11 protein-coding genes are annotated in these 16712 nt (G+C 53.3%); 7 read left to right on the forward strand and 4 right to left on the reverse strand.

All coding sequences use genetic code 11. The features are described from left to right. Positions 1-380 precede the first annotated feature (380 nt). Positions 381-998, forward strand: coding sequence for a TVP38/TMEM64 family protein (locus ACZ439_RS15215; RefSeq protein ID WP_054796536.1), 618 nt, complete (start codon positions 381-383; stop codon positions 996-998). Between the two features lie 72 nt (positions 999-1070). Continuing rightward, positions 1071-2378, forward strand: a complete 1308-nt coding sequence (locus ACZ439_RS15220) for an MEDS domain-containing protein (RefSeq protein ID WP_155614671.1) — start codon at positions 1071-1073, stop codon at positions 2376-2378. A 250-nt stretch (positions 2379-2628) separates the two neighbouring features. On the opposite strand, the gene ACZ439_RS15225 is transcribed toward ACZ439_RS15220, so the two are convergent. Continuing rightward, positions 2629-4773, reverse strand: coding sequence for a methyl-accepting chemotaxis protein (locus ACZ439_RS15225; protein ID WP_196426902.1), 2145 nt, complete (start codon positions 4771-4773; stop codon positions 2629-2631). A gap of 353 nt (positions 4774-5126) precedes the next feature. On the opposite strand from ACZ439_RS15225, the gene hprK reads away from it, so the two are divergent. Both hprK and ltrA read left to right on the forward strand, forming a co-directional pair. Next, positions 5127-6038 carry an HPr(Ser) kinase/phosphatase gene (gene hprK / locus ACZ439_RS15230; protein ID WP_054796542.1) on the forward strand — a complete coding sequence of 304 codons (912 nt, stop codon included), beginning with the start codon at positions 5127-5129 and terminating at the stop codon, positions 6036-6038. A 434-nt stretch (positions 6039-6472) separates the two neighbouring features. Beyond that, entirely contained in the window at positions 6473-7885 is a 1413-nt protein-coding gene (gene ltrA, locus ACZ439_RS15235) for a group II intron reverse transcriptase/maturase (protein ID WP_054798695.1), read from the forward strand. A gap of 194 nt (positions 7886-8079) precedes the next feature. On the opposite strand, the gene ACZ439_RS15240 is transcribed toward ltrA, so the two are convergent. Beyond that, entirely contained in the window at positions 8080-9378 is a 1299-nt protein-coding gene (locus ACZ439_RS15240) for a glycoside hydrolase family 18 protein (protein ID WP_141334402.1), read from the reverse strand. A 243-nt stretch (positions 9379-9621) separates the two neighbouring features. Here ACZ439_RS15240 and ACZ439_RS15245 point away from each other — a divergent pair, with 243 nt between their 5' ends. Next, complete coding sequence (locus tag ACZ439_RS15245) at positions 9622-12222, forward strand: Ig-like domain-containing protein (RefSeq protein ID WP_054797653.1); 2601 nt, start codon at positions 9622-9624, stop codon at positions 12220-12222. 22 nt (positions 12223-12244) lie between these two features. On the opposite strand, the gene ACZ439_RS15250 is transcribed toward ACZ439_RS15245, so the two are convergent. Together ACZ439_RS15250 and ACZ439_RS15255 are read right to left on the reverse strand one after the other, a co-directional pair. Continuing rightward, positions 12245-12715, reverse strand: coding sequence for a hypothetical protein (locus tag ACZ439_RS15250; RefSeq protein WP_054797654.1), 471 nt, complete (start codon positions 12713-12715; stop codon positions 12245-12247). A gap of 17 nt (positions 12716-12732) precedes the next feature. Next, positions 12733-12909: a DUF3231 family protein gene (locus tag ACZ439_RS15255; protein ID WP_181410072.1), complete on the reverse strand. Its 177-nt coding sequence runs from the start codon at positions 12907-12909 to the stop codon at positions 12733-12735. Between the two features lie 302 nt (positions 12910-13211). Between ACZ439_RS15255 and ACZ439_RS15260 the strand changes: the two genes are divergently transcribed. Further along, positions 13212-13727: a ferritin gene (locus tag ACZ439_RS15260; RefSeq protein ID WP_127608616.1), complete on the forward strand. Its 516-nt coding sequence runs from the start codon at positions 13212-13214 to the stop codon at positions 13725-13727. Positions 13728-13935: 208 nt separating this feature from the next. After that, entirely contained in the window at positions 13936-16416 is a 2481-nt protein-coding gene (locus tag ACZ439_RS15265; protein ID WP_141334403.1) for a S1C family serine protease, read from the forward strand. Positions 16417-16712: the final 296 nt, after the last annotated feature.

Here is a 16712-nt window from a genome sequence, read left to right on the forward strand (position 1 = left end):
TTCATTTAACCTCGCTTATTGGCGTTGTTGATGATCGGGATTCCTGATTCGATGAGCTTATCCGGGCCGGCGGACTCGGGGGGGATACCGTGCTGACAACGATGTTTATCCACAGGGTTATACACAAAGCCCACAAGCGGCAATCGCTTGCTGTGCATAAGTTTTCATGTCGATATCAACATATCCACAGACATACAGATTTTCGTGAAAATTGGGCGATGATCGCTTCCGGCTCCGTTCATAAAAGCTTTGACCGTTAACTGGGTCAGGCTTTTTTTTACTCGCCATCGTATTTTTTTTCCCGCTATTCAATTCGATCCGGTTCAACGTATAATAAAATAACGCATTTTTTAACGAGTTCTTGAAAAGGAGCCTGGGATATGATCTCTTATTTGACCGAGGATAACCTCAAAGATTTGCTGGAACGTTACCGTAGCCTGGGGCCTCTCCCCGGTATACTTTTGACCTTCCTGAAATCTTTCATCCCGCCCTTGCCTACGATCGTCATTGTTGGCGTGAACGCTGCGGTGTACGGATTATGGCTCGGCTTCTTCTATTCCTGGCTCGGCATGGTGAGCGGCTGCCTGGTGACTTTCCAGCTCGTGCGCCGAATCTCCGGACATCCATACCTGGAGAAGTGGGCCCGCCGCCCGAAGGTGGAGCGAAGCATGAGATGGGTTCGCCGGAACGCGTTCGGTTATGTGTTTCTGTTAAGTTTGTTTCCCGTAGGCCCCTTCGTGGTCGTTAATATGGCGGCCGGCCTTGCAGGAATGCGGCTGCGTTCGTTCTTGATCGCGATCCTGTTCGGCAAAGCCATTATGGTGTTCTACGTTTCCTATATCGGTTACGACCTGGAGCGGTATATCCGCAATCCGGCGCAAATCGTCTACGTGCTGCTGTTTATCGGCGCTTCGTTATGGGCCAGCAAGAAGATCGAGGCTTACTATACGCGGGAACGGGGACAAGCCCGGAATCAGTCCCATCCAGATAAAGGATAATTATTTGTAACGTCGAATGTAAGAAATCAACACCATTAACTTGTGGACTAGCGGCAGGCGGGAGTGTGTAAGATGGCGATGGCATCGATTTCATTAACGGACCAAATTGACGTTTCGAATGGGGCGCACATCCTATATTTTTACGAATCTTATGAGGGCTACCTGAGCAATGCCGTGGCGTTTGTTCGTACCGGACTTCGGCAAGGGCAGGAAATCGTGCTTATCGATAGTCTCGACAACCAGCGGCTCATCTACGAGCGTTTAACCGATGTGATCGAAGAGAAGGAGTTCGAGCATATCCATTTTTTCGATCACCGGGAGTTTTACGGCAAGTACGGGGCGTTTCATGTAAAGCTGATCTTGGAAAGCCTGGAAGAGTTGTTCCAGCCCTTTGTCAATCGCCTGCTTACGGTGCGGTCTTGGGGTCATGTCTATTGGCAGGACCAGGCGGACATCCTGGAGCAGCTGCGGAAGTATGAGTGTCATTGCGATACGTCCTTGAGCGAGTGGGGGATTCTCGGAGTGTGCGTGTATGATGGGCGCCATGTGCCGGCCAACGTGCAGAACGAGATGCTGAAGAGCCATGAGTACGTCATGACCGATACCAGCTTGGCGAAATCGACCTTTTATAACCAAAAAGGAAAAACGGTGCTGTTCCCTTCGCTTGCCGTACATACCCAAATGCAATCGGAAGTCGATTTATACAAGCAGAAGCTGGAGTTTGCGCACGTCGTCTCGCACGAGGTTCGCAATCCCTTGACGGTGATTAAAGCTTACGCGACCTTGCTGCAGAACAGGGAAGAAGATCGGTCCGCCCAAGCGAAGCTGCAGGCGATCATCGATTATGTGGACGTTATCGATAATGAAATTACGCATATTATCAACACGGAACAGATGCTGTCGTCGGAATCGCTGTGGGTGAAATCGAAAATCGCGGTAGCGCCTATCGTTTGCGAGGTGCTGCCTATGATGGTAACGAAAGCCCGTACGCAAGCTATCGCGCTGCACAGCGAATGCAGTCTCGGCGGTGAGACGATACTCGGGAATGCGATCGGGTTGAAGCTTATCATCTCCAATCTGCTGAGCAATGCGATTAAATACAGTCATGAGGGCGGCACGGTTTGGTTCAAGGCCGGTGTTCAGGGGAAGCGAGTCGTGCTGGTCATACGCGACCAAGGCATCGGGATGAGCGAAGAACAGACCCGTAAGCTGTTCCGCAAGTATGAGAAAATGAACCATGAAAAAAGCGGCCAAGGGATCGGTTTGTTCATGGCGAAGCAATTGATCGACCATTTCGCCGGCGAAATCGAGATCGCGAGCGTTCTGTACCAAGGCACCGAGGTGACGGTTAGATTGCCGTTAAGCGAGGCTGCCTCGTAGCCGGTTCAATCCGGATAAGGCGCCTCGCCAGTCTAGGAACAGACACCTTCAGCTTACAGAAGCCCCCGGCGATGTTACATGGCACCGATGATGATGCCGGCCACCGCGTAATGAATCTCCGTCATATCCGGCATGCGTGCGAATCCCCTTTGGACTAATGATAAGTTTAGCTTGTATCTCCATTTACTGCGGCAGCAAAGAACCTTAACCCCGCGAAACATCAGCAGGGTTAAGGTTCTTCGTATGCAGCCTATATTCTAAACCGATCCAGCAAGCGCTGCAGTTCTTGAGAAGACGTTTGGAGCGTTTCGGCCGAGCGGAAAATGCGATGCATCGAAGCCAACTGCTCTTCATTGGCCGAGGCTACTTGCTGGAGGTGCCGGGTGGAATGACGGGAGATGCGGACCGTTTCCTCCATGGATGCGGATACTTGCTCGGTTCCGGCCGACATTTGCTCGGCGACGGCGGACACTTCCTGGATTTGCTCGGATACTTGACTGACAGCGCCTACGAGCATGGCGAAGATCGTCCCCACATTGCCCATCGCGACGGCGCCTTTGTCAACTTCCGAGGCATCCTGCTCGGTTCGGTCGACGGCGTTACGGCAGCTGCGCGTAATTTCCGCGACTAATCCGGCAATTTGCTTGGCTGCCTCGGTGGAGCCGTCGGCCAGCTTCTTCACCTCCAGGGCGACGACCTGAAAGCCACGGCCGTGCTCTCCGGCACGCGCCGCCTCAATGGAGGCGTTCAACGACAACAACCGGGTCTGTTCGGAGATGTCACGTATGACTTTGAGAATGCGGTCAATCTGAAGGGTTAATTCCGCCAGCTGCCGGATCGTCACCGACGTGCCGGCCACATTATCTTTAATCCGATTCATCTGCCGGATGGCGTCTTCGACAACAAGGCGGCCTTTATCCGATTGTTCGGCGGCGTGAGCGGCCGTCTCCGCAACGACGAACGAGGATTCGGCGATTTTTTGCACGCCGGCGGACATTTCATTCATCGCAGTGGAAGTTTCTTGCGCGGCTTGTACTTGAACTTCGGCCCCCGCCACGACTTCCTTGAAGGCCTGGGAGATCTTGTTCGTTAACTCCGTGCTTGACGTGCTGATCGCGTGTAACTGTTCGGAAGCGGACAAGGTCGTTCTGGAAACGTGCCTGCCCTCTTGTACAACCTGCAGGAACGAATCGGCGAGCGCATTGAAGGCGTTCATGACATATCTGAATTCGTCCTTCGTCTCCACGGGGACTCTGACCGTTAGGCGGCCTTCGCCCAATTGTTGCGAGACCTCGCCTAATTGCCGGATGCTTCGCTGCAAGGAAAGGGTAAAGGAGAAGAATAAATAAGCGATGAACAGGAGGACGATAACTACGGTCCAGAGCGAGAACGTCTTGGTCGCGTGATACTTCGCTATCCGCTGGTCCAGCTGCTGGACCAGCAGGCCCATCTCCTTCGCGTACAGGTTCTCGCTGGCGGTGACGGCCGCCTCATAGAGCGTTCGGACCTTCTCCGGCTCCACAATGATAAACGCATTGTTAATCAGCTGCACATGCAGCAGATCGTTAAACTGAACGACTGCATTCTCGCTTTCGCTCAATTCCTTCACGAGGGATTCGAGCAAAGCGGGCTCGGTTTTGGCTGCGGTTATGATGGATTTGGCAAGCGTCTTTTGATGCTTGTCGACTTCCCCGATCGCCAGGAGCAGCTCGTCTTTTTGCGCAGAGTTTGAGAAACGCGTCTTGCTGCTGACTTCCATGCCGATGGCCGCAGCTTGATTCAATTTGGCGAGCAGCGAAGGATAAGTGGAGGTTATGGAATCCATTAAGTAGTAGGAGCTGAGCTGTGGATCGAGAATCAGATTGGAGTTCACTTTGACCGTATCGATCAGCTGTACGAAGCGTTCATCCAGCTTCTTATGGGTTTCATCGGTTTTGGTCGGGCTGGAGCCGTCCGATACCGCTTTGAGCTCCCGCCAGCTTGCGGAGATGTCGGCGACGACTTCGGTCGCTTGCAGCTCGTCCTTGTATTGAAGCGCAAGCCGGTCCAGAGCTTCGAGGGAGCGCTCGATGCGGGCCTCCAGCTCTTGAAGTCTCTCCTTTGTCGGGGGTGTTCCGATGGTGTTCCCCAATGCCGCAAGGCGGTATTGTCCCAGATCGGTAAATAGACTCTCCAGCGGCTTGAGAAAAAGAGCCCCTTGTTTCTCCTGCTCCGCAAACCGGATATTCCGGTTCGCTTCGCCAGTCAACTGCAGCATCAAAATCACAATCGGAATGAAGAAGACGCTCCCGATCAAGATGAATTTATACAAATAACGCAGTCGGTTCATCACGAACATGCCGGGCACGAACAAACTTTGAAGGCTGGACGCCTTAAACGATGACTTCGATTTCATAGTCAAGCTCCCCCTGTCTTTTATGTCATAAAATATAACATACATATACCGGTCGAGGGAGTGTGGAACTAGAAAATTCGGACGAGTTTGTTTTTTTTAACAATAAAAGGTGCTGGATTTGTAATTTTATACAAAGGGCGGAGTAATCCCAGGTTATTAAGGTTAGGTAATATGACATATAAATGCAAAAACGGCTCTTTCCTTCGCAGGGAACCGCCAGCTGCACCAGACGAATGGCGTGTAAGCGCGAAGCGGAGCCCAATTGTCATGGAAATGCTTTCTTTGCAGGGAGGAATCGGCTTGAAGCTGTAGAACTAGTACGTTGAATGACCTGGTTAAAGGAGAGAAGCTGTATGAAATCGGTAACGGTTCAGGATTTGGTCGAGCGCTTCTCCTTGGAAGTGCTGGCGGGAAGCCATAAATTAAACGCCGTCATCCCCAAAGGGAGGGTGCACCGGCCGGGCCTTGAGTTTGTCGGGTATTTCGATTTTTTCCCGCATGCGCATGTGCAGGTGCTCGGAAGCAAAGAAATTACTTACTTGCATACGCTTAGCGAAGAAGAACGCAACCTGCACATCGGCAATATCGTGAAATATCACCCGCCTTGCTTTGTGGTTACCCGCAATCAGGAAGGGTTGAAATATTTGAAGAAGTATTGCGAGGAAGAAGGTATTCCGCTGCTCCGCACGCCGCTTCCGTCGTCCAGATTCATCGAGCTTGTCGACGCTTATCTGACCAAAGCTTTGGCGCAGGAGATTGCCGTGCACGGCGTATGCGTCAACGTGTCGGGCATCGGTATACTGCTGCGCGGCAAGTCCGGCGTCGGCAAGAGTGAAACTGCGCATACGCTCATTCGGAGGGGACACCGGCTGGTGGCCGATGACATCGTCGTTCTGAAGAAAATCGGACCCGAGACGATTCTCGGCACGCATAACGGCAAGACGAAGGAGTTCCTTGCCCTGCGCAGCATCGGGCTTATTAACGTTTCGCGACTGTACGGACGCAAGGCGTTCCAGGACGAGACGCGGATCGTGCTCGATATCGAGCTGACGAAATGGCAGGATCACGCGCTCAACAACGAGCTGGAGCTGGAGCCGAAGTTTACCGAGTACATGGATATCCGCATTCCGCATATCGAAATCCAACTGCAGCCCGGACGCGACGTGGCCGGATTGGTGGAGGCGGCAGCCAACAACTGGTACTTGCGTCAGCAGGGCTACAGCGCAGCCGAAGATTTCATGAAGCGGCTGCAAAGCGACGACTAGGCACGAACCGAGGAGGTTCGTGCCTTTTTTGTGCGCCACGCATGGCGACTAACTAGGCGGTGAAAGTCCGCTGTGGGGGTTTGTAGTTACCAACCACTAGCCAAGAGCAAGGGTGTCCATCGCGAGGTGGAATCTGAAGGAAGCTGGAGGCAAAATTCCGACCCGAGGAACACGAACATCATCAGGCATAAGGTATGGGATGAGCTTGCAAAACAAAGCGAAGTCCAATCAACTACACGGACGTACCATTGTAAATGATGCGGGTGCATGGAAGGAAAGTGAGTCGTCTTACCGTGGGAGGTCTCATGGACGTGAGGAGATGGACTTCGAATCACGGTTGAAACAAGATTTATCATGAGAAGTCAGCAGACGCCATAGTACCTTCTGCCGTCGACAGCAGAAGGGAAGGGCTGAACCTTAGGAGGTGATCATCAATGAATGTTACCAGAACAGGAGCAAAGGGCAGCCAACTTCGAAAAGAAGGCTCCACGCAGAAAGATAGTGCGGAACACGAAGGATATGCGGGAGTGCACATTCCTGAGAGGATAGCTGAAAAGGACGATGCCAACACAAGCAAGTCGGGGGATAAGTTGCTTGAGAAGATCGTGAGCCGAGACAACCTGAACGAAGCGTTCAAGCGAGTCAAAGCGAATAAGGGAACGCACGGAGTCGACGGGATGGGAGTAGATGAACTTCTACAATATCTCAGAGAAAACGGTGAAACCATCAAACAACAAATCCTGGACGGCAAATACCGTCCAAATCCCGTTCGACGGGTCGAAATCCCGAAAGAGAACGGAAAGAAAAGAAATCTGGGAATCCCAACGGTGGTGGACCGATTCATCCAGCAGGCTATTGCCCAAGTGTTGACACCGATCTGCGAAAAGCAATTTTCGGAGAACAGTTACGGCTTCCGCCCGAAACGGAAAGCACACGATGCGATCCGGAAAAGTCAGGTGAATATTGATGATGGCTATGAACATGTCGTCGACATGGATCTGGAGAAATACTTCGATACGGTCAACCAAAGTAAGCTGATCGAAGTGCTGTCTAGAACCATAAAGGACGGACGAGTCATATCGCTCATTCACAAATATCTGAAGGCTGGCGTGGTTGTTAAACACAAATTCGAAGAAACGGAACTCGGCGTGCCACAGGGAGGGAACCTAAGTCCAATCCTGAGCAACATCATGTTAAATGAATTGGATATGGAACTAGAGAAGAGAGGACATCGTTTCGTTCGTTATGCAGACGACATGCTCATCTTCTGCAAGAGCAGAAGGAGCGCGGAACGAACATTGACAAATATCCTCCCCTTCATCGAACAGAAATTGCTCCTCAGGGTGAATCGAGAAAAGACGGTTGTGGATGAAGCGAAAAGAATAAAGTTTCTTGGCTTCTCATTCTATAGCCGAAAGGGACAAACAAAGGTCAGGATACATCCTAAATCGATCTCCAAGATGAAAGCCAAAGTAAAAGAGCTGACGTCGAGAAGAAACGGTATGGGGAACGATGACCGGGCAATGAAACTCAAACGGTACATCACGGGGTGGGTGAACTACTTCAAGATTGCCGATATGAAGAAGTTGCTCCAAACGACGGACGAATGGATGCGAAGGCGAATTCGAATGATTTTCTGGAAACAATGGAAACGGGTGAGAACAAGATTCGATAGATTGAAGTCACTTGGAATCCATGATCAGAAGGCGTGGGAATACGCAAACACAAGAAAGGGCTATTGGCGAACGTCCAACAGCCCGATCCTCGCAACATCCCTCAACAACACCACAATTAAGAATCTGGGATTCCTATTCTTTTCAGATTATTACCGGCAAGTCACTGTGTAAACTTAGGAACCGCCGTATACCGAACGGTACGTACGGTGGTGTGGGAGGTCGGCTACTCAAATAATGAGTAGCCTCCTACCCGATTTGCAGCTTGGCGGTGTACGTCTCCGCCACCGCCAAGCGTCAGCGCATGGCGGTGGCCCGCACCATCGCCACGCCGCAGGCGGGCGCATTGTAGTCGCCGGCAAGGCCGCTTATGTGGACGACTGTTTTTTGACCACCGTAAAGTTATCCTCAAGCAGCAGCCAGTTTTGAGGAAAGCTCAAGCCCAGCTTCCAGTAGCTGACTCCCCGCAGCTCCAGCTCTTTCACTAAGTTGAATTTCGCCTGGATGGAACGCGCGTCCTCGAACCAGACGACGTGCTGTTTCCGGTTCGCATCCCAGTACGAAAAATGAGGCGCTTGTTCCTTCGCATCGTACTCGATCCGGGCCTTGTTAGCCCGGGCTAGACGGATGGCCTCCTGCGGGCTGACCGCTTTCGCATAGGCCCCGCCTGGAACGTAGGGCAGCGTCCAGTCGTAGCCGTATAGGTTTTGCCCCATCATAATTTTGGAGCCGGGCATTTCCGTGAGGGCGTATTCCAGGACCCGGCGCACCGGACCGATCGGGGAGACGGGCATCGGCGGGCCGCCGCTGTAGCCCCATTCGTACGTCATGATGATAACGAAATCGGCGATCTCGCCGTGGGCCTTGTAGTCATGGGCGGTGTACCACTCGCCGGTTTGGGCTGCGCTTGTTTTCGGGGCGAGGGCGGTCGAGATCAGGAACCCTTCGCGGTGAATCGCCTCGGCCGCCTTCCTCAGGAAGCGATTGTACGCCTCTTTGTCCTGCGGGCGCAGATGTTCGATGTCGAAATGAATGTCGCGGAAGTTCAGCCGTTTGGCGGTGGCGATGATGTTGGCGAGAAGCTTGCTCTGCAAGTCTTCGTTGTTCAGTACGGCTTCGCCGAGCTCGGCGCTGAACTGGTCTTTCTCGAGGTTCGTAACGACCATCATGAGCGTGACCTTCTGCTCGGCCGCGATTTGCGGCAGCTCGCCCAGCGGCGGCGCAAGGAGGGTGCCGTCCCGCTGAATGCGGAAGCTGAACGGGGCGAGGTACGTCAGATGCGGGGCGGTCTCGCGCGCCGCCTGGGTCAGGGCGGGGGAGACGCTGTCGCCCCGAGGCTCGATGTAGGCGTTGATTTCCGCCTGACGGCGAGGCGCCGGAGGAATATAGAGCCGCTGGCCGACGGTAAGCGGCTGGTTGACGCTGATCCCGTTGACGGCTGCGAGTCTTTCCGGCGTTATGCCGTACGTTCGGGCGATCTTAAACAGGCTGTCCCCTTGATGAACCCAATAATATTGGCCCACCATCGGGATGACGAGCGCCTGACCGACGACCAGCGTGCTGGCGGTGTCGATTTCGTTCGCTTCGGCGATCGTTTGCACGGGGACGCCATACGTTTGGGACAACTGATAGAGCGATTGTCCGGGTTGAATCACGTGAATTTGCATGCAACCTTCTCCTTTGAAGGAAAATCATCCTGCGGCGGCGCCGCAAAATGCGCTTGGTACAGCATATTCCACGCAGCAACCTTCCATGTCAACGTTAAACGTCCATAAGCATACGGGGTGTCGAAAACTGAAAGTTTGCTGAAATTTCGGAAGAAGTGAGGAAAAAGCTAAAGGTTCCTTCGGCGGCTGACGATAATAGATGAGGCGGGTTTACCAAATCGTGGAGAGGAGAAAACGCGAAAGATGAAGCAATTGCGTGTTCGCATGACCAGATTGTTAATGCTTCTGCTTGGATTTGTAGTGGCGACCAGCGCTTTTGGAAGCGTGAGCGTACGGGCGCAGGAACAAATATCGAGCCTGGTGCTGAATAAGAACGAGCTGTCCCTGGAAGTGGGGGCCACCGCGGCCTTAACGGCTACCGCCGTTTACGTTAGCGGCACGACGGAGAACGTTACTGTGAAGACGGAGTGGAATTCAGGAGATCCGGACGTGGCTTCGGTATACGCCGGTTCCGTGACCGCAAAGAAAGAAGGAAAGGCGGTTATCACCTCCACTTATATGGGCAAGACCGTCATTGTCAACGTGGACGTGACGAAGCGGGTCCGTTCTTTAATTAAAGATAAGCAGCTCATCGAGCTTCGGCAGGGACAATCGGAGCAGATCAAATTGACGGCTTATTACGACGACGGAACCTCCGAAGACGTAACGGCCAAATCCGATTGGAACATCGATAACGGTTCGATTGCGACGGTCGTCAATGGCAACGTGACGGGGCAAAGCTCCGGAAGCACGAGTATTACGGCCAAATATAACAATCAGCAGGTAACCGTGCCGGTCTATGTTGAGATCGTGAAACGGGTGGATCCGGAGAAAACGCAAGTCTCCTTGCTGTTGAACGAAACGGAATCCGTCAAGCTGTTCGCTACCTACCCGGACGGTTCGGTAGAGGATGTTTCGGATAAAGCGGACTGGGAGTCGGATGATGAGACGGTGGCCGACGTCATTAAAGGTAAAATCACCGGATACGGCCCGGGCCAAGCGACGATTAAAGCGGCTTACGGGACCAAGTCGACGACGATCAAGGTCGATGTCGATCAAGCCATGAAGATCGCCCTCGATCAGCAGAGCCTGTTCATGAAGAAGAATGCGACGGAGCAGCTGAAGCTGGTGGCGACTTATCCCGACGGGAGCTCGGAAGACATTACGGGCCGGGCGGAGTGGTCTTCGACCGACGAAGACGTCGTCTATGTCATCAAAGGGAAGCTTAGCGCCAATGAATCCGGGGAAGCGACCGTATCCGCGAAGTACGGGAACAAGACGGTGACGACGCGAGTTGATGTCGACGTACCGCGCAGACTGGAGCTGAGCAAGGAAGATCTTGCCTTGAAAACTGGAGAATCCGAGCAAGTCACCTTGCAAGCTACTTACGCGGACGGGACGGAAGAAGACGTCACCGGACAAGCCGAGTGGAAATCCGACAGCACCGGGACCGCGGATGTTTCGGGAGGGAAAATAACCGCCTATAAAGCCGGTCGGGCGACCATTACGGCGAAGTATGGCGGCAAGAGCGTGTCCCTGGACCTCTCGGTCGATGTGCCGACCAAGCTGGTTCCAAGCGTGAAGGCGGTCAACTTTCAAGCGGGTTCGTCCGAACAGGTGACGCTGAAAGCCGTCTATGCCGACGGACGCGAGGAAGACGTCACGTCCAGGGCGGAATGGTCAACTGCAGCGGCCGACATCGCCGAGGTTAAACGCGGTCTCATTACCGGCGTCGGCACCGGCGCTACGACGATTAAGGCGCAATTCGGGACAAGATCGATTGCGATTCCCGTATCGGTCGGCGTCTTGAAGACGTTAACGGCCGATAAGACGCTGTTGATCTTGAAGAAGCATGAGGCTTACACGATCAAGCTGACGGCAACGTATACGGATGGGACGAGCCTCGACGTTGTGCAGGACGCGCAATGGAGCACCTCGAACGCGAATGCGGCGACGGTCGAACAAGGCGTCATTACGGCTGAGGGCGCAGGCGAAGCCAAGGTTACCGGCAGCTTTGGCGGTAAATCCGTTACGGTGACGGTTCAAGTGGATACGGCTAACAAGCTGACGGCTGCGCCTTCCATGCTCGCTTTCGATTTGGGCGAAACGAAGGTCATTGCGCTGACCGCGACGGACGGAAGCGGAGTGAGCAAGAATGTCACCGCCGAGGCGGAATGGAAGTCCGGCGATGAGAAGGTCGTTCAAGTCGTGAACGGCGTTGTCACGCCGGTATCCCGCGGCAAGACGACCATTACGGCGGCCTTCGGGGGCAAGACGGTGTCGATTCCGGTGGAAATCGGGGTCGTTCAGTCGCTGGAAGTCGACAGGAAGTTCATTTCGACCAAGAAGGGGCAGTCGGTTCAAATTACGTTAACCGCTCTGCTGTCTGACGGCACGAAGAAGGATGTAACCGATCAGGGCGTATGGAGATCCAGCAGTTATAAAATAGTCGATGTAGCGGGCGGATGGGTTACGGCGGTCGATTCGGGAACGGCGACGGTACTTGTTTCGTTCGGGGGCAAAACCGTGAGCATTCCTGTAGAAGTCGACAAGCTTAAATATTTGAAGACGAATGAAGTTGCCGTGGAGATGAAGAAGGGCGAAACGCTGCAAATGAAAGCCGTCGCTACCTTCTTTGACGGAACCGAAGAGGATGTCACGGTCGAAGGGCTCTGGTCTTCCACGAACATTCGAATAGCGGACGTGAAAGACGGTACCATCAAGGCGACGGGCAAAGGAAAAGCGACCGTTACGGTCACCTACGCGAAGAAGAAAACGACAATTGTGGTGAATGTCGTCAACTAAGCAGGAAGAGGATCCGTTTTGTCTAAGCGGATCCTTTTGCCTTGCCATCCAGCAGGCGCTTGATTCCCAGGCCGAAGAAGACGCCGATGAAGGCGAACAGCATAGGCAGCCATACCGGTCCGAGCAGCACGCCCGCAATTCGGAAGTTCGGGGAGTACACCACGCCTACCGTAGCGAAGAAGGCGCAAAAGACGAACGGAAATGTGGCATTCGGCGATTTTCCTCCTCCGGCATGTTTGTACGCGTCCCAAATGCCGAACATGTATACGCAAGGATAAAACATCAGCCACTGATAGTCCGTATGCTCGATTGATAGCTGAATTCGGCCCTGAAAGCTCTCGATGATCGTTGTGTTCAGATTCGCCCCCATATTGATGGCGAACTCAAGCGCGATGAGGATGATACCTTTGAAGTACTGTCCATTTAGAAATTGGCCGAAACCGGGGAAGGCAATACACCAAAATAAAGATTCGAGAGGGATTTTTTTTGGCATAGAGACGCGTCTCGTACTTACAAACGTGCTAAAGCTTTACGGTCAACAGCGCTGGGCGGCTTCTCCAGCCATCGGTTATTCATCATAATCTCGGCTCCATTTTCGGCAAATTTACTAACTTCAAGCATCAGGCGGTAATAATTGGTGTTGATGTCGCGACGCATGCCGACACCTAACGCCAGTCCGTCCATCATCAAAAACATCCGAGTATAAGCGCTTGCGCTTGGCTTCGGTGCGGACGTCCTGTTCCTGAACCCCGCAGGCAGCGGATACCTAGACTCCTTTCTAAATTACCCCAAATAAACTTTCTTATCCCCCGGCGCAGTGTCAGAGCACCTGATTAGGCGGTTGCCCGGTTGAGGAAGATCATGGAACATGATAAAATAGGACGCAATCCTGCGCGGTTCGAAGAGCCTGAATCGGCGTGTGCGGATAAACATTCGTTTGCCGTCGCACAATAACCCGCGCATAACTTTCGGATAAAGGGCGTGAACACATGCTAAAAGAACCGTTACTCGCGCAATTAAACGATCAAATGAACTTCGAGTTTTATTCATCTCAAGTTTACTTGGCCATGGCTGCCTACTGCTCGTCGGAAAGCTTCGATGGGTTTGCGAATTTTTTCATCGTTCAAGCGGAGGAAGAGAAGTTCCACGCAATGAAAATTTTCCATTTTATCAATACGCTCGGCAAACGCGCGTTGGTAACCGGCATGCCTGACGTGCCAAACGAGTACACGTCGATGCTTGATACATTCGAACATGCCTTCGCCCACGAGCAGGAGGTCACGAAGCGCATCTACGCTTTATCGGATTCGGCCTGGAACGACCGCGAGCATGCGACGATCAACTTCCTGAAATGGTTTATCGACGAGCAGGTGGAGGAAGAAGCAACGTTCGATAGCATCATTCAGAAGCTGCGCCGCATCGATAAGGACAGCAACGCGTTCTACATGCTGGACGCCGAACTCGCCCAGCGCACGTTCACACCGCCCGCGGCCGGCGAAGCTTAAACGGTTCAATCAAGAGGCTGTTCCTCCAGCTTTCACTGAGGGGGCAGCCTCTTCGTTTGGCGGCTTGCGTTAGACAAGCCATGACGGCAAGCATCGGCCTCCGTTCTTTCTTTATATTTATCTTGCAAACGATTTCGCGATTGTGATAGATTTTAGTATACATGGAAATAATTGGTCAATTTATATGGGCGTGGGGAGAAACCAACGAATGAAAAAGCTCAGAACCATCCGCAACAAAGTGGTAAAAGCGACCGCAACCGCGGTTATCCTGGCGACGTTGTCGGCGCCTGCCGCTTACGCCGGAGCTGCCGAGGATCGCGGCGTCATCCCGGCCGTCATCGACAAAACGACATCCTCGGTGGTTGCCATCATCGGCAAGCCGACGGACAGCAAGAAGGTATGGCAATCGAGCCGTTACAATCTGGCGCACGGCACCGGGGTAGTCGTTCGAAGCAACGGATATATTTTAACGAATGCGCACGTGGTCAAAGATATGCATAACATAACGGTCGTCACTTCCGACGGCAAGTCCTATACGGGCAAGACGACCCATTACGACGAGGAGAGCGACTTGGCGCTCGTCAAGATCGAAGCGACCGGATTGTCCGCCGCCACGTTTGCCAGCCCGACCGACATTAAGGTCGGCGAGCCGGTCATGGCGATCGGCACGCCGCTGTCCTTCACGCTGCGCAATTCGGTTACGTATGGAATTGTCAGCGGCATGGAGCGTTCCGTGCAATCGAAATATCAGCTCATTCAAACCGATGCGGCGATCAACCCGGGCAACAGCGGCGGGGCGCTCGTCAACCTGAAGGGCGAAGTGATCGGCATTAATACGCTGAAGTACGTAGAGTACGGCGTCGACAGTCTGGGCTTCGCCATCCCGATCGATACGGTGCAGCACGTGCTCGACCACTTCTTTAAATACGGCAAGGTGAAACGTCCGTATCTTGGCGTCGAGCTTGGCGAGAGCTGGGAGGCGGTCGTCGGCATTCCGTCCGGCAACGGGCTGGAAGTGACGTATGTGGAGCCGGATTCACCGGCGGCGAAAGCGGGCGTGAAGCAGGGCGACGTCTTGATGGCGATCGAAGAAGCCAAGACAAGAACGCTTGTGGAATATAATGAGGCATTAAAGAAATTTTTGCCGGAGCAGAAGGTGAAGCTGAAGCTGCAGAACGCCGCCGGGCAGAAGGTCGCCGAATTGACGCTTGGCGAGGACGAGTCCAGCGCGACTTCGCCGGAGCAAGAGGCGGACGGCTCTTATATCGATGCGGACCAAGGCAAGACGCATATCGGCGACAGCCACTACGGCTGGTCAATGAAGTATCCGGCGGGACTGATCAAGGTTGATCAATCCTCCGACGGCGAAAGCGTATCGTTCGCCGATTCCAAGGGAGAGTTCGCGATCAACATCAACATCCAGGAGAAGCAAAGCGTCGATCTGTCGCCTCTTGGCCTGCTGCGCAAGCTGAGTGACAACCAATACGGCAACACCGTACTGGAGAAGCAATATGTCGAGCAGGAGCCGGACAACTATGCGAAATTAATCGGCAAACGCGAGTTCGGCGACCAGTTTTATCAGGTTCGGGCTTATCAGAAGGCTGATAAAATTTTCTACATCACACTGGCTGTCAAGAGCGGGGAACTGTACAACAACAGCTTCAAGCGCAACAGCTATAACGATTTGCTCGATTCGTTCGTGCTTTCGTATGACGCTGACAATGGCGGGCTCAAAGACATCTCCGTCTATCAGACCCAAGACACGGTTACGACGCCGTATGGTCTCATGTTCGACGTACCGGCGGAGTGGAGCGGCAGCGAATGGGGCGGGGGACTGACCTACCGAAGCGAGGACGAGGAGAAATCGTTATCGGTTCAAGTGACGTCAGCCGCTTCCGGCGATACGTTGAAGGCATGGGCTAACCGCGAGGAAAGCCGGTTTACGGATCGATATGTGGCCGACTACCGGAAGGTGAAGGGCGCTGAAGAGACCGAAATCGCCGACGTCGCCGCCATCGAGAACCGCTACTCCTATACGATGGGCGATAAATGGGAGCATATGCACGTCATTTACTTGATCAAAGACAAATACAAGTACGAATTGATAACGACCTACCCGGAGGACGCGAATCAAGAGGAAATGAATGAAGTGATAGCCGATTTGAAGAAATCGATCCATTTCCCGAAAGAAGCGACCAACCCTTCGCTCGGTTTTATCCAAGACGAAGACGATCTGCTCGACCTGAACAGAACATCGACATACACCAACGAAAAATACCGGTACTCCGTGAAAGCGCCGGAAGATTGGACCGGCGGTTACGACGACGAGAGCGGCTCGGATAGGAAGACGTTCCATTTCGAGGGCGGCAGCTTCACGATTACCGCCGACGATTCCAGCGACCTCCAGGACGAGGTGAACAGCTTGGAGCAGGACTACAAGAAAAGCGCCGAAACGGACGCCAACTACAAATACACGGTAACGGATGAGAAGCTGTTTGATACCGATGTGAAGAAATACGCGACGCAATACAAGAGCCGCAACGTGCCTTACACGCAGAACGAGTACGTGTTCGAGAAGCACGGCATTGTGTACACGGTCCGCTTGCGTCTGAATGATGCGGTCAAGACCGACGAACAGTGGAAGCGTCTGAACAATGCTTTTTTCACGATGCACTTCAAGGATAAATAAGCTTGGCATCTCTTTAATCGCACCTCGCTTGCCGGATGTCATCCGTTAAGCGAGGTGCGATTGTTTGATTTGAGGAGTGAAGCGGGCTGTACGGCTTGTACCCGATCGTTGCCCAGCGGCAACGCCGTGCGGCAAAATGACGGCGCTTGACGGAGGGCGGTTATTGTGCCCCTTGACAGACCGTCGGTCGGTATGTATACTGAACTTATTAACAAACCGACCGACGGTCTGTATCTGGGGCGGAAAAGACAAGTTTGTACGGTCAATCGGCGGCGCCCTGCGCGAACTTCACTTTA

Source organism: Paenibacillus sp. JCM 9796, from assembly GCF_055379675.1.